We start from the raw sequence: 13,079 nt of genomic DNA, 5'->3' as shown, positions 1-13,079 counted from the left end.
GATCCCGGTCCAGCTAAGCGGGGAAGCGTGCTATGGGCGGTGAAAAGACCTCTGCTGGGCTGGACGTTTCGTCACCTCCTGTCTGGACGGTGGATGTTCTGGTGTCCGAAGGCTTTGTGCTGACGGAAATGTCCGCCGTGGTGGAAACCCTGCGGATCGCCAATCGGGTGCTTGCCCAACCGCCCTTTCGGATCTGCATCCGATCCGCAAAGGGCGGGCAGATGTCCTGCCGAGCGGGGCTCTTGGTCAATACAGAGCCCTTTGTCGACCGCCCGGAAGCGGATTTTGCTTTTGCTCTGGGAAATTCCGATCCGGATCACCCAGAGCTCTCTATGGGGCGGGTGATCAAAACCTATACCAACCGGGGCGCGCGGGTCTATCTGCTGGCCGAGGCGGCCGCGCGCTATCTCAAGGATCAGGGCACTGCTGGCGCAACCCATTGGGAAAATGCCGCCCTGCTGCGGGAGCGCCAGGTGCTGTTTGAGGCAAGCCATGCCCTGGCCAGTGAAGACGGACCCGTTATAACCTGCGCCGGCATGGGCTCTACCATCGATATTGTGCTGGCCTTGATTGGTCGGTTGACTTCGGCTGCGGCACAGATGACGGTCGCCAATATCATGCTGCATGAACAGGTGCGGGACTATTCCTCGCTTCAGCCCTTTGCCGGGGCCAAGCCCACGATCACAGGTGACCGGGATCTGGACCATGCGATCCGGCTGATGCAGGCCAATATCGAAGAGCCGATGCCAATTGGCGATATTGTTGCGGATCTGGGGATTTCCACGCGCTCACTAGAGCGCAAGTTCAAGACCTTCCTGGCCACCACGCCAAATGGGTTCTACCGCGAAATGCGGCTCAACAAGGCCAATAATCTGCTCTTGAACACCACCATGAGCGTGCGCGAGATCGGCCTCGCCTGTGGCTTTCAGAACGGGTTTTCGACCCTCTATAAATCGGTCTTTGGAATCACGCCTTTTGCCCTGCGCAAACGCCGCCGTCTGGGCGAGGACATGCCGACAGATTTCTTGAAAGCCGGTGAATAGCCAAAGGTCTCTGACGTTTTTGACACATTTTGTGACGCCTGACCGTGATAATCAGGGCAAAACTCAGGTTCTTTTGGAGTGCTGACATGAGCGAACTTCCTACACAGGCCCGTGTGGTCATCATCGGTGGCGGCGTTATTGGCTGCTCGGTTGCCTATCATCTGACCAAGCTGGGCTGGAAGGATGTGGTCCTGCTGGAGCGCAAGCAGCTCACCTCTGGCACCACTTGGCATGCTGCGGGTCTGATCGCGCAACTGCGCGCCACTGCCAATATGACCAAGCTGGCAAAATACAGCCAGGAGCTATACGGTGCGCTGGAAGCGGAAACCGGTGTTGCTACGGGCTTTAAACGCTGTGGTTCGATCACTGTGGCCCTGTCCGAAGAGCGCCGCGAAGAGATCTTTCGCCAGGCAAGCATGGCACGGGCCTTTGGGGTGGATGTCGAAGAGATCTCTCCCGAAGAGGTCAAAGCGCGCTATGAGCATCTGAACATCGGCGATGTCACCGGCGGCGTCTGGTTGCCCAAGGATGGGCAGGGCGATCCGGCCAATATCGCACTGGCTTTGGCCAAGGGCGCACGTCAGCGCGGGGCGCTGGTCAAGGAGCGGATCAAGGTCACAGGTCTGTCAAAGGATGGCCGCCGGGTGACGGGAGTTGATTGGGTCAGCGACGATGGTGCGGCTCAGGGCCATATTGCGGCCGATATGGTGGTGAACTGCGCCGGTATGTGGGGCCACGAGGTCGGCCGTATGGCGGGCGTCAACGTGCCGCTGCATGCCTGTGAGCATTTCTACATTGTGACCGAGGCGATCGAGGGCCTGACGCAGATGCCGGTGCTGCGGGTGCCGGATGAATGCGCCTACTACAAAGAAGACGCAGGCAAGATGCTGCTGGGCGCATTTGAACCCAATGCTAAGCCCTGGGCGATGAAGGGCATTCCTGACAGTTTTGAGTTTGACCAGCTGCCGGAAGATTTCGATCACTTCGAGCCCATTCTGGAAAACGCCTGCAACCGAATGCCGATGCTGGCCGAGGCGGGCATCCATACCTTCTTTAACGGGCCCGAGAGTTTTACCCCGGATGACGCCTATCACCTGGGTCTGGCGCCCGAGATGGATAATTTCTGGGTGGCCGCCGGGTTCAACTCTATTGGCATTCAGTCGGCGGGTGGCGCCGGCATGGCGCTGGCGCAATGGATGGACGAAGGACAGAAGCCCTTTGATCTCGGCGATGTGGACATCAGCCGCATGCAGCCTTTCCAGGGCAACAAACACTACCTGTTTGAGCGCTCCAAAGAGACGCTGGGGCTGCTTTATGCCGATCACTTCCCCTATCGTCAAAAGGCCACCGCCCGCGGTGTGCGCCGCACGCCCTTCCACCACCACCTGCTGGAACAGGGCGCGGTGATGGGCGAGCTCGGTGGCTGGGAACGCGCCAACTGGTTTGCCAATGAAGGCCAGGAGCGGGAATACAAATACAGCTGGAAACGCCAGAACTGGTTTGAAAACTCGGCAGCTGAGCACCGCGCCGTACGTGAAAACGTCGGCATGTATGATATGTCGTCCTTCGGTAAGCTGCGGGTCGAAGGGCCAGATGCTGAAAGTTTCCTCAACTATGTTTGCGGCGCCAACCTCTCCGTGCCGGTGGGTAAGATCGTCTATACCCAGTTCCTGAACCCGCGCGGCGGCATCGAGGCGGATGTGACCGTCACTCGCCTGACTGAGACCGCCTATCTGGTGGTGACGCCGGCGATAACCCGTCTGGCGGACCAGACCTGGATGATGCGCAACAAGGGTGATTTCAACGTCGTGATCACCGATGTGACCGCAGGCGAAGGCGTGCTGGCCGTCATGGGCCCCAATGCGCGCAAACTGCTGGAGAAGGTCTCGCCCAATGACTTTTCCAACGCGGTGAACCCCTTTGGAACCGCCCAGGAGATTGAGCTGGGCATGGGGCTGGCACGGGTTCACCGGGTGACCTACGTGGGGGAACTCGGCTGGGAGATCTATGTCGGTGCGGATATGGCCGGTCATGCCTTTGAGACCCTGCATGAGGCGGGGCAGGACATGGGGCTAAAGCTCTGCGGTATGCATATGATGGACAGCTGCCGGATCGAGAAGGGTTTCCGACACTTTGGCCATGACATCACCTGCGAGGACCATGTGATCGACGCTGGGCTTGGCTTCGCGGTCAAGACCGACAAGCCTGATTTCATCGGTCGCGATGCTGTGCTGGCGCGCAAGGAAAGCGGGCCGAAAATGCGGATGATGCAGTTCAAGCTCACCGATCCCGAGCCGTTGCTCTATCACAACGAGCCGCTGATCCGTGATGGTGAGATCGTCGGTTATATCAGCTCGGGCAACTACGGTCACACGCTGGGGGCGGCCATCGGCATGGGCTATGTGCCCTGCGAAGGCGAGAAAGCGGCGGATGTGCTGGCCTCTGCTTATGAGATTGAGGTCATGGGCACGCGGGTGCGTGCTGAGGCCTCCCTGAAGCCGATGTATGATCCCAAATCAGAGCGTGTGAAGGTCTGATCACGCAAGCAAAAGTGAAAAGAGGCAGGGGCTGTGATAGGTCTCTGCCTCTTTTCCGTAGCAGCTAAACGAAGCTGTCGCAGATGAGCTTGCGCTTGCGTCTGCTGGACTGTTTGATTGCCCCAAACAGATGCCACAGGACTCCCGCACATGAACAATCCCGAGTACATCTTTGAAGCCAGTTCCAAACCCTCGCTGCCCTGGCATGAGGTGCCGCTGATCCGGGCGACCGAGGCCCGCGTCAAAGGCTATGGGCAGCTGGTGGACAGCGCTGAGGGTTTTGAGATCGAAATCAGTCGCTGGCCGCAGCAGGGCTGGCGCCCGATTGATGAGGGCACCGGGGATGAGGGCGGCTGGGTCGAGGGCACGTTTAAATGCGACTGGCGTGGCGATGTGCTTTATGGCGAGAACGAAGCCGTCAATGGTAACTATGTGCTGGGCTGGTCCGCAGATCCGCAGCAGGCCCAGACCGAGGCCCAAACGGCACCGCGCGATCAGGTGCTGCTCTGGCATATGAATTACCACCCCGACGGGGGGCAGCTGTTCTTTCCGCTGGATAACAAACCCTTTATCGTGCCGCTGGCCCTACCCGGTGACAATCTGAGCCCGGAAAAGGTGGTGGCCTTTTGGTGTGATGGTTCCAGGGGATTCTATATTCACCCCAACATCTGGCACGAAGGCATCTTCCCGGTGGAAGACAACCAGCGTTTTCTCGACCGTCAGGGAGCCGTACATGCCCGCGTCAGTGCGGACATTGGTCAGGAGTTTGGTGTCTACCTGTCCTGCCCCTTGGATGCCGCCAAGATCAAGGATCTCTGAAGCGCTAACGCTGCTCGGGTGGGATATGCTTGATCCGCTCCACATGGGCGGCGATGTCTTCGGAGGTGAATCTGGAGTGATGGCGTTGGCTGCCCGCAGGGTGATTACCCAGACCCAGCTTTAGCTCCGCTCGATAGGCCTGTTGCGGCCGGATCGGGCGCGGCGCAAAGCCGCCGCCACAGGTCGGGCAGACATTGCAAAGCTGCTCCACACAATCGGCGCAATAGGTGCATTCATAGCTGCAGATACGGGCGTCGGCAGACTGCGGTGGCAGGTCTCGGTCACAGAGCTCGCAGTTTGGTCTGAGTTCCAGCATTCGTTTTCCTTGTCTTCCTGGCGACCCAATCGTGACTGGCGCATTGCTAGAGTCAAGTCTCCCCCAAGGTGCGGAGCCTTACGCGGGGTTAGTATTGTTTGCCCCTGGGGGTCTGCGTCTAGATTGCCTGCAACAGCGGAGGGCATAGGGTATGTGGAAGAACTGGTCAGGAAGTCAGACGTCAGCAGCAGCCATGGCAAACCCAGGCACCGTGGCGCAACTACAATCGCTTGTGCGCGGCGCCGGTGGTGTGCTGCGACCTGTTGGCGCCGGACATTCTTTTACACCGCTGGTGACAGGGAGCTCACAGATCCTCCGGTTGGATCGACTGGAGCGCCCGGCAGTGATCAGCAGTCGACCGGGGCGGGCGCGGGTCAATGCCAATGCCCGGCTGCACGAGCTGTCCGCTGCGCTGGGAAACAAGGGTCAGGCCTTTCGCAATCTTGGGGACATCAACGTACAGACGCTTGCGGGGGCCATGTCTACCGCGACCCATGGCACCGGGCGAGAGATGCCCTGTATCGCCGCAGAAATGACCTCAGCCCAGCTGCTGACGGGCAGTGGCGATGTCATCGAGATCAGGGGCGAGGATCTGCCGGGTGTTCAGGTCAGCCTGGGTCTATTGGGTATCCTGCTCGAGATTGAATTGAACACTGTGCCCGCGTTTAACCTGCGCCGCCGGGTTGGGGTGCGCAGCTTTGAGCAGCTCTTGGGCCAGATGCATAACAACTGGACAGAGCACCGCTGCTATGAATTCTTCCTGCTGCCCCACAGCGGCAAGGGTGTGCAGATTTCTCATGATGTGACAGAGGCCGCGCCTGGTAAATCCCCCCTAGATCTGGATGCCGTTGGCCTGCAGGTGATGAAGATCGCCAGTGCCCTGCGCCGCGTACACCCGGCGCTGCAGCGCCAGGTTCTGGCTTTGATGATGGTGCTGCAGGGAGAGGAGGATTATGTGGGTGAAAGCTGGCGGGTGCTCAGCTCCAGCCGCGAAATGCGCTTTAACGAGATGGAATATCACCTGCCGCCAGAGGCCGCCGAAGCTGTTCTGCGCGAGATCAACAGCTTGGTCGAGACCCGCCACCCAGAGGTTTGGTTCCCGATTGAGGTACGCCAGACCGCCGGAGACAGCGCCTGGCTTTCGCCTTTTCAGGGCGGGCCTCGGGTCTCGGTCGCGGTGCACATGCATGGCGGACAGAACTATGCCGGGTTCTTTCGCGATTGCGAGTCGATCTTTCGCGCTGCAGGTGGGCGACCGCATTGGGGCAAGCTGCACGGCCTGAAACGGCAGGACCTGGAAGCGCTCTATCCTGACCTGGGCAAGTTTGATGAACTGCGCGCCCGGTTGGACCCAAAGGATCTGTTTTTGTCACCGGCTCTGGCGGGGCTGTTTCGCCCATGATCGCCTCAGCGAACCTGCCGGATTTTGCGCTTTGGGACCGGGCCTTGCAGCAACACGACCAGAGCTTGCCTTGCCTGGTGCTCGACCAGGACAGGTTTCTTGCGAATCTGGCCCTGGCCCGCAGCCGCGCAAAGCCCGGCACGGGGCTGCGGGTGGTGGCAAAATCTTTGGCCTGCCTGCCGATGCTGGATCTGGCGGTGCAACAGCTTGGCGCTTTGGGGGTGATGACCTTTTCCGCAGCGATGGTGCAAGACCTGTTGTTGGAACGTCCGGGGCTCGAACATCTGATGGGAAAACCCCTGCCCGTGGGCGCGGCGGCTCAGGTGCTGGCACAGCGCGAAACCGCGCAGGATCAGGTGATATGGCTGATCGATACCCCGTGCCGGGCGCGGCAATATGCGGAGCTGGCCGCAGCATTCGGGATTGACCTGCGGGTGGCCATCGAATTGGATGTCGGTCTGCACCGTGGCGGGGTGGAACCGGCGGATCTTGCCGCCATGATCACCGAGATGCAGCAGATGCCGGGCCTGCATATCGAGGGTGTGATGGGCTATGAGCCGCATCTGGCCAAACTGCCTGCCCCCCTAGGCAAAAGCGCCAAAGCTGCAGTTGAACGCGCCCTGTGTGCGGCGGCGGATCTGTTGAAACAGCGGGGCATTGAGGGGGCAAATGGGGCCGCCCCGCTGGTCAATACCGGTGGCAGTCTGAGTTTTGCCAATTACGGGGGCGGCCAGGGGGTGAGTGAGGTCTCGCTGGGCTCGGTGCTGGTCAAGCCGCAGGATTTTGTTCTGCCAGCCACGCAGGGCTTTCAACCGGCCCTGTTCATCGCCACGCCGATCCTGAAATACCGCACCAATAACCCAATGCCGGGGCTGGAGCGGCTGAGCGCTCTATTGAAGTGGCACCGCCGGGCCAATCTGGCCATCTATGGTGGCTATTGGAAAGGGTGGCCGGTGCATCCTCAGGGCTATGGGTATTCTGGCATTTTTGGGCGTTCTTCCAATCAGGAGGTTTGGACGGGACCACAGCTCGCGACCTCGCCGGTGGATCACTTTGCTTTTCTGCACCCCAGCCAAAGCGAAGCGGTCATCCCTGAATTCGGCGAGGTTTTGGTGCTGTTGGAGGGGCAGATCACCGAAGTCTGGTCTGCGCTCAGCCATCTGCACTAGGTTATGCCAAGGCCCGACTGGAAAGAACGAAACGGCACTTGGCGAAATGGCGACCCCGGCAGGATTCGAACCTGCAACCTGCCCCTTAGGAGGGATGCGTTCATAACGCTATTCCTTTTGTGATTTCTTAGAGTTGGGTGTTTGTACAGCGTCATTCTGTACGTGGTTTGTACGAAAACGGGCCCTGATGTCGGCTTCATCGGTCTCTGCGTGGGCATAGATGCGCATGGGTAAATTGGGGTCTGACCATCGCCCAGCTTTAGCCGCTGTGACCGGATCGACCCCTTGGCGCACGACCAGTTCGGTGAAGAACCCGTGCCGTCCTGCCGGGTGCGCCGAGAGGTACGGGATGCCCGCGCGCTTGCAGATCGTCTTCCAGCGCGTGTTGTAACCTGTCGAGCTGCCATAGCCGAAGATGCGCGCCTTCATCAGCTTGCCGGTCTTCCGGTTCTTTGGGCGCTTAGGCGGCAACGCGAGCAGCTCGTCCATCATCTGAGGGGAGACGGTGATCCAACTTTCCGAATGGCCCTTCTGCGCTTTTACACGGGCTTTGTTTTCATGCGGTCGAAGGTCATCAGGCTCCAATGATACGGCTTGATCAATCCGTGCAGCCGTTTCAAACATAAATCGGACCAGCGCGGCATTGTATGGATCCGCGGCACGGCAAAAAGCCTCGATCCATTCCTTGTCAGCTGGCGTGCGCTCCACGCGGCTGAGCTTCCCTCGCCGCTTGTCCTGAGCGATCCGCTCGAACTTGTCGTAGGGCTTCACGCGGATCAGAGGCGTGCCTTCCAGCTCGTGTGCGTTGTTGATCACCGCACTCGCGGGCGTCACGATTTCGCGCCACCAAGTATCGGTCGAAGCTTTAGGTTTCAGCTTTGGTCCAAGGCTCTTCAATAGCGCACCAGATATCGCGCCTAGCGACAGGTCGCCGATTGCTTCGACAATCGGGATCAACTGCTTCGCTGCCTTAGGCGAAGCGTTGTAGAGCATAATGGCATCGGAGAACGTATTGCTCGGTTCGTCGCCCACGACATAGCGACGGATTTGCCGTTCGGTCTCATGGTTTATCCAGTCCCGTGCGCCTTCTTCTGTAGATGCCTTAGTGCTTCGCCGGTATGGGCCGGCGATTGGCCTGCCGTTGTATTCAATCCACCCCTTGGCCCAGTAGACACGGCCCCTCTTGTAAATTTGGAGCGGCATGACTGGCCTCCTTCAAAAATCGTATCAATCTGCGCGGGCGTGATGAGCATGGTCCGCCCAAGGCGGTAAAAAGCGCCGGTCTCATTGGCGCGCTCTCGCAATGTGCGTTCTGAAATGTCGATCCCCATCCCGGCCATGACTTCGACCCACTGCGCAGGCGTTTTACCAAGCCCCAGGATCTGAGAGCTGTCTGAATAGTTGGTCTCTGCCATTTCAGTTGTCCTTGTCCGCTTAAGTTGAATCGGCGATACGCATGGAATCGCTTGTTCTGCACCTTCTGACGTGGTCAGATGGGATTAACTGTAAATGTTCGTCATTTTTTGCAAAGTTCGCGAACTTCGGCGAAGTAGTCAATTGGAAAATTCAGATGCCGCAGAAACATGCTGATCTTTTTGCTGCAATGGGTGCTCGTCTCACCATTGCTCGCAATGAAATCGGCTTCTCACAAGCGGCTATGGCGGAAGCTATCGGCGTCTCACCCCGCGCGTATCACAGCTACGAAAAGGGCCAGCGCGGAATACCTGTAGAAGCCTTGGTCGCGATGGGTGAGCGGTTCGAGGTTGACGTGCCCTGGCTGCTACTCGGCACCAAATCCATTCGGGCTGGGCATGATTTCGAAGCGCTCAAACACATCGAAAGCTCGCTGGATAAGCACCTCACCGATGAGGGCATAAAAATCAAAAGCGAAAAGCGCGGGGCCATAATCGCCCGCTGGTATCAATCGCATGTCGAAGGCCGTGAAGTGACGGATGATGACGTGCACACATGGATCGAGCTGGTAAGGGAGTAGTCTGGTGAACAAGGCAAGCAAACGCTGGAATATGTTGCGACATTCGGTCTTGGAGCGCACCCGCCGTGAGGTGATCGAACCCTTTGGCCCGCTTTACTTGATCTTTCTGGGAACCAGCGTGTTCTACCTGATTGGCTTGGGCAGACTATCATTGGCACAACAGACTGCTGAATACTCAGTTTTGGCCACCATCATGATTTTTGCAATTGCTGCGGCTGGCTTGGCACTTCCATTTTTGACAGGTGCGGTGCTGACCCTACGCGCGGCCGATCGAAAACTGGAACGTCTCCAACGCGGGTGATCCGATGGCCTTCGGTATCTTCATCCACCGCAGCGACTCGATCTACGACGACATTCCCTCGGAGCGGTATCAGTTTCCCAAGCAATACCTCTCGCGTGCCCAACAGTGCGAAGGGGATTGGATCGTCTACCTAGAGCCAAGCAAGGTCAAAGAGACCAAAGGGTGTTTTGCTGTCGCCAAAGTGCAGGAAATCATTCCGGATCCTAGGAAGCAGGACATTTTCTTGGTGGTCATCGAGCCAGGAACGTATCTTGATTTCGGCGACCCTGTTTCATTTCGAGACGAAAACTCAATCGTCGAAAGAGGATTGCTGAACGATCAAGGCAAGATATCTGGACGCGCGCAAGCCGCGGTAAGAACCCTTTCAACTGAAGACTTTGCCCGAATAGTCGAACGTGGACTTGGGCGAGATGAGGACATCCTGCCTCGCGTGGGCGACACGACGCAGTTGCCAGGTTTTCAGGACGCGCAAACACCTTTCCAACACATGCCCGCACGGGAACGCGTCAACCAGCTGACCAATCGCGCGGTTCGCGATCGCAATTTCAGAAAGAACGTCCTGCGCGCCTACGGCGAGCGCTGCGCCATCACTGGTTTACGTCTGATCAATGGCGGTGGCCGCGCTGAAGTAGAAGCCGCTCATATCAGACCTGTAGAGCATGACGGCCCCGACATTGTCAGCAACGGACTCGCCCTGTCCGGAACCGCGCATTGGATGTTTGATCGCGGCCTCGTAGGGTTGGCAGACGACCTGACAATTCTGGTTTCCCGACAAAGCAACGATATCGAAGCTGTGACATCGATGATCAACTCGTCCGGCAAAATCTTGGTGCCGGACCGCCTCGCCAACCGGCCAAGGACCGAGTTTGTAACCTGGCACAGAGAGAATTGTTTCAAGCATTAACGATATTCAGTGCGGACCTTGGTGCAAAACGCAGCTAACGGCCGGAATGAGCCCACACTCACCGATGCTGCAAGATGCACGAACGTCAGCTTTTCCTCAAATTGCGAAACGGTTTACGCAGTGATGCTCGATAGTAACTGGTTGGTCATCGAGGTCGCGTTGGACCATGGGTAATCAGCAACGGTGTTCATACACAGAGCAATGCCGATCAATCCAGATATGAGCGTGTCAGAACTCACTTTGACGTCATGTCTTTCCGGATGAACCTCTCTGATCAAACCCGAAAACACCCGGAAGTGGGCCAAGGTGTCTTCGTCCATAACGAACTTACTGACATCCGCCCGCGTCACGTCGTTGGACATAAATACAAGTCGAAAATGATCGGGGTGGTCAATCCAATAGGCGAGGAAGGTTTGTGCAGCTGATTGCAGCCGTTCTCGCGCACCAACGACCGAATTCAGCGTTGTCTCGATGTCATTGGACATGTCCGCAAGGACGTCTGCCCATAGGTATCGTAGAATATCGGTCTTGCCCTCAAAATGAGCGTAGATTGTCATCGGCGCGCATCCGACCTCCTTGGCCAGACGGCGCATGGAAACCGCTCCGTAGCCTTCCGTCCGGTAGATATCAAGCGCGTGCTTCCCGATCTTTGAACGGAACTCCAGAGTTTCAGCCTTACTGCGGGGTGGCCTGCCAGCGGTTCTAGCCATGGTTAGGCCCTTTCAAACTTATTTTAGTACGCGTCCCAAATAATCCTTGCCCTGTCAAGATCACATTATTATAGAACGCGTACCGATTAATAAGCACTACAAGGCTAGCATTCCGGAGAAGTGAGATGAATAAGGTAAACCTGCTGAACTCGGTTGTTGTGATCGTTGGCACCGCAATCGTTTTTCTGGGATTGAATATTGGCCTAGGCGGGATAAAGACACTGGGATGGCAATCGACGCGTGATTTCGTTTCGATCACGGATGTTGCAACATTCAATGCCCAAGACAGCCATATACGGTTCATTGGTGGGATCTGGTTTGGCGTCGGTGCTTTATTCATGATTGGCGGCTTTGCAATGCGCAGTTTTCGCTCAATCCTGATTGCTCTGTCGGCCGTGATCGCGATCGCGGGTCTGTTTCGACTGAGTGGCATGAACACTGAGGTAATACTTAGCGCTGCGATTGCTCCATCACTGGCATTTGAGCTGATTGGTTTTCCGCTGCTCGCGTGGTGGCTGATAGCGTCTGGAAAGCGGGACATATAAGTGTTCGAGGCCAAAAACCCTGATAGCGGACGTTTACTCGATTAATCTAGAGGTCAGCTATGTCCGGTGGTTTCAACGGATCGACGCAACACTTTAGTCTTTTTGGAAAGATGGAGTGTAAGTCATGGCCTATCGGAAGCGGATATTTTTCTCAGAGAAGCAGAAGGCGGAGATATGGGATCGATGGCAGCGCGGGGAGTCGATGAGCTCGATTGGGCGTGTGTTTGATCGCGCATCGTCTTCAATTTACCCGCTACTTGAGCGCACTGGTGGCATCAGACCAACAGCCTGGAAGCGGTCTCGATTGGCGCTGACACTCGGTGAGCGGGAAGAGATATCGCGGGGCCTTGTCGCCAAGCAGTCGCTGAGGTCCATTGCGCGCAGCCTCCATCGGGCGCCTTCAACCATCTGCCGTGAAGTTCTTCGCAATGGCAGCACAAAAGATTACCGTGCAGCCAGGTCCGACGCGAAGGCCTGGGATCGAGCCCACCGTCCAAAGCCCTGTAAGCTGATCGGCAACGACTATCTTTGCCGGGTGATCTCGACCAAGCTGCATCGTAAGTGGTCCCCTCAACAAATCGCAGGCTGGCTGATGCGCGAACATCCTGATGAGGAAGACAAACGTATCTCGCATGAGACGATCTACCGGAGCCTGTTCATTCAGACGCGGGGCGTCTTAAAGAAGGAACTACAGGCGCATTTACGTGCCACACGGTCCATCAGGCGGTCACGCCATGCCACGTTGAAGCGGAGCGGCTTGGGGAAGTTCAACAACGCTGTTTCGATCCGAGAGCGACCCGCAGAGGTAGAAGATCGGACTGTGCCAGGGCACTGGGAAGGTGATTTGATCGCAGGATCAAGCAACAGTTTCATTGCCACACTGGTCGAGCGCAACACCCGATTTGTGATGTTGGCAAAGGTTAGCAACAAAGACAGCCACAGCGTCATTCAAGCGCTCATCAAACAATCCCGTAAACTGCCCAAGGAGCTGTATCGTTCTCTAACATGGGACCGGGGGTCAGAAATGGCAGGTCACAAGACCTTCACCTTAGCCACTGACATCGACGTCTTCTTGTGCGAACCACACTCACCTTGGCAGCGCGGCACAAACGAGAACACAAATCGTTTGTTGAGACAGTACTTCCCAAAAGGCACCGATTTGTCGATACATAGTCAGGCAAAGCTCAGCGCAGTCGCAAGACAACTGAACGAACGACCTCGAAAAACGCTGGGATACGAAACTCCAGCAGAACGGTTTAACGCATGTGTTGCGTCGATCCGTTGAAACCACCCCGCGTTGCAGTCATTCGTAACTGTCAAGTCCAGTGTCCGCAGTGCGG

General features: G+C 57.3%; 13 protein-coding genes. 10 read left to right on the top strand and 3 right to left on the bottom strand.

Annotation, left to right across the window (positions count from 1 at the left end):
- The first annotated feature begins 32 nt into the window (after positions 1–32).
- The 3 genes from AN476_RS11720 (at position 33) to AN476_RS11710 (ending at position 4,399) form a co-directional block, all read left to right on the top strand.
- Positions 33–1,043: a GlxA family transcriptional regulator gene (locus AN476_RS11720; protein ID WP_054461775.1), complete on the top strand. Its 1,011-nt coding sequence runs from the start codon at positions 33–35 to the stop codon at positions 1,041–1,043.
- Between the two features lie 86 nt (positions 1,044–1,129).
- Positions 1,130–3,580 carry an FAD-dependent oxidoreductase gene (locus AN476_RS11715; RefSeq protein WP_054461774.1) on the top strand — a complete coding sequence of 817 codons (2,451 nt, stop codon included), beginning with the start codon at positions 1,130–1,132 and terminating at the stop codon, positions 3,578–3,580.
- 150 nt (positions 3,581–3,730) lie between these two features.
- Positions 3,731–4,399 (top strand): ureidoglycolate lyase, encoded by a 669-nt coding sequence (locus AN476_RS11710; RefSeq protein ID WP_054461773.1) that lies wholly within the window; start codon positions 3,731–3,733, stop codon positions 4,397–4,399.
- A gap of 4 nt (positions 4,400–4,403) precedes the next feature.
- Here AN476_RS11710 and AN476_RS11705 read toward each other — a convergent pair whose 3' ends face one another.
- A complete protein-coding gene (locus AN476_RS11705) occupies positions 4,404–4,715 on the bottom strand; it encodes a DUF1272 domain-containing protein (protein WP_054461772.1) in 312 nt (103 codons plus the stop codon).
- 151 nt (positions 4,716–4,866) lie between these two features.
- Between AN476_RS11705 and AN476_RS11700 the strand changes: the two genes are divergently transcribed.
- Together AN476_RS11700 and AN476_RS11695 are read left to right on the top strand one after the other, a co-directional pair.
- Positions 4,867–6,117 carry a D-arabinono-1,4-lactone oxidase gene (locus AN476_RS11700; RefSeq protein WP_054461771.1) on the top strand — a complete coding sequence of 417 codons (1,251 nt, stop codon included), beginning with the start codon at positions 4,867–4,869 and terminating at the stop codon, positions 6,115–6,117.
- A complete protein-coding gene (locus tag AN476_RS11695) occupies positions 6,114–7,286 on the top strand; it encodes an alanine racemase (RefSeq protein ID WP_054461770.1) in 1,173 nt (390 codons plus the stop codon). The genes AN476_RS11700 and AN476_RS11695 overlap by 4 nt, the downstream gene beginning before the upstream one ends.
- A 108-nt stretch (positions 7,287–7,394) precedes the next feature.
- Here the strand turns inward: AN476_RS11695 and AN476_RS11690 are convergent, their stop codons facing one another.
- On the bottom strand, positions 7,395–8,489 hold the full coding sequence (locus AN476_RS11690) for a tyrosine-type recombinase/integrase (RefSeq protein WP_054461769.1): 1,095 nt from the start codon (positions 8,487–8,489) through the stop codon (positions 7,395–7,397).
- 253 nt (positions 8,490–8,742) lie between these two features.
- Here AN476_RS11690 and AN476_RS11685 point away from each other — a divergent pair, with 253 nt between their 5' ends.
- From AN476_RS11685 to AN476_RS11675, 3 genes are read left to right on the top strand one after another with little or no spacing between them, the layout of a single operon-like run.
- On the top strand, positions 8,743–9,279 hold the full coding sequence (locus tag AN476_RS11685) for a helix-turn-helix domain-containing protein (protein ID WP_253279889.1): 537 nt from the start codon (positions 8,743–8,745) through the stop codon (positions 9,277–9,279).
- Positions 9,280–9,283: 4 nt separating this feature from the next.
- Positions 9,284–9,580 carry a hypothetical protein gene (locus AN476_RS11680; protein ID WP_157063748.1) on the top strand — a complete coding sequence of 99 codons (297 nt, stop codon included), beginning with the start codon at positions 9,284–9,286 and terminating at the stop codon, positions 9,578–9,580.
- Between the two features lie 4 nt (positions 9,581–9,584).
- The gene (locus AN476_RS11675; RefSeq protein WP_054461766.1) at positions 9,585–10,484 is read left to right on the top strand and encodes an HNH endonuclease; all 900 of its coding nucleotides are present in this window, start codon (positions 9,585–9,587) and stop codon (positions 10,482–10,484) included.
- Positions 10,485–10,597: 113 nt separating this feature from the next.
- Here the strand turns inward: AN476_RS11675 and AN476_RS11670 are convergent, their stop codons facing one another.
- Entirely contained in the window at positions 10,598–11,194 is a 597-nt protein-coding gene (locus AN476_RS11670; RefSeq protein ID WP_054461765.1) for a TetR/AcrR family transcriptional regulator, read from the bottom strand.
- 125 nt (positions 11,195–11,319) lie between these two features.
- On the opposite strand from AN476_RS11670, the gene AN476_RS11665 reads away from it, so the two are divergent.
- Entirely contained in the window at positions 11,320–11,739 is a 420-nt protein-coding gene (locus tag AN476_RS11665; protein ID WP_054461764.1) for a DUF4345 domain-containing protein, read from the top strand.
- Between the two features lie 124 nt (positions 11,740–11,863).
- The gene (locus tag AN476_RS11660) at positions 11,864–13,024 is read left to right on the top strand and encodes an IS30 family transposase (RefSeq protein ID WP_054461763.1); all 1,161 of its coding nucleotides are present in this window, start codon (positions 11,864–11,866) and stop codon (positions 13,022–13,024) included.
- Positions 13,025–13,079 lie beyond the last annotated feature (55 nt).

This window comes from Phaeobacter sp. 11ANDIMAR09 (assembly GCF_001294455.1).
GTDB lineage: Bacteria > Pseudomonadota > Alphaproteobacteria > Rhodobacterales > Rhodobacteraceae > Pseudophaeobacter.
This window is presented reverse-complemented; position numbering and strand designations above follow the sequence as displayed.

Bases quoted from the DNA above. Each gene is read 5' to 3' on its own strand.
- AN476_RS11715 (WP_054461774.1), top strand. From the start codon at position 1,130: ATGAGCGAACTTCCTACACAGGCCCGTGTGGTCATCATCGGTGGCGGC.
- AN476_RS11670 (WP_054461765.1), bottom strand. From the start codon at position 11,194: ATGGCTAGAACCGCTGGCAGGCCACCCCGCAGTAAGGCTGAAACTCTG.
- AN476_RS11690 (WP_054461769.1), bottom strand. From the start codon at position 8,489: ATGCCGCTCCAAATTTACAAGAGGGGCCGTGTCTACTGGGCCAAGGGG.
- AN476_RS11705 (WP_054461772.1), bottom strand. From the start codon at position 4,715: ATGCTGGAACTCAGACCAAACTGCGAGCTCTGTGACCGAGACCTGCCA.
- AN476_RS11665 (WP_054461764.1), top strand. From the start codon at position 11,320: ATGAATAAGGTAAACCTGCTGAACTCGGTTGTTGTGATCGTTGGCACC.
- AN476_RS11695 (WP_054461770.1), top strand. From the start codon at position 6,114: ATGATCGCCTCAGCGAACCTGCCGGATTTTGCGCTTTGGGACCGGGCC.
- AN476_RS11720 (WP_054461775.1), top strand. From the start codon at position 33: ATGGGCGGTGAAAAGACCTCTGCTGGGCTGGACGTTTCGTCACCTCCT.
- AN476_RS11700 (WP_054461771.1), top strand. From the start codon at position 4,867: ATGTGGAAGAACTGGTCAGGAAGTCAGACGTCAGCAGCAGCCATGGCA.
- AN476_RS11660 (WP_054461763.1), top strand. From the start codon at position 11,864: ATGGCCTATCGGAAGCGGATATTTTTCTCAGAGAAGCAGAAGGCGGAG.
- AN476_RS11685 (WP_253279889.1), top strand. From the start codon at position 8,743: ATGGAATCGCTTGTTCTGCACCTTCTGACGTGGTCAGATGGGATTAAC.
- AN476_RS11710 (WP_054461773.1), top strand. From the start codon at position 3,731: ATGAACAATCCCGAGTACATCTTTGAAGCCAGTTCCAAACCCTCGCTG.
- AN476_RS11675 (WP_054461766.1), top strand. From the start codon at position 9,585: ATGGCCTTCGGTATCTTCATCCACCGCAGCGACTCGATCTACGACGAC.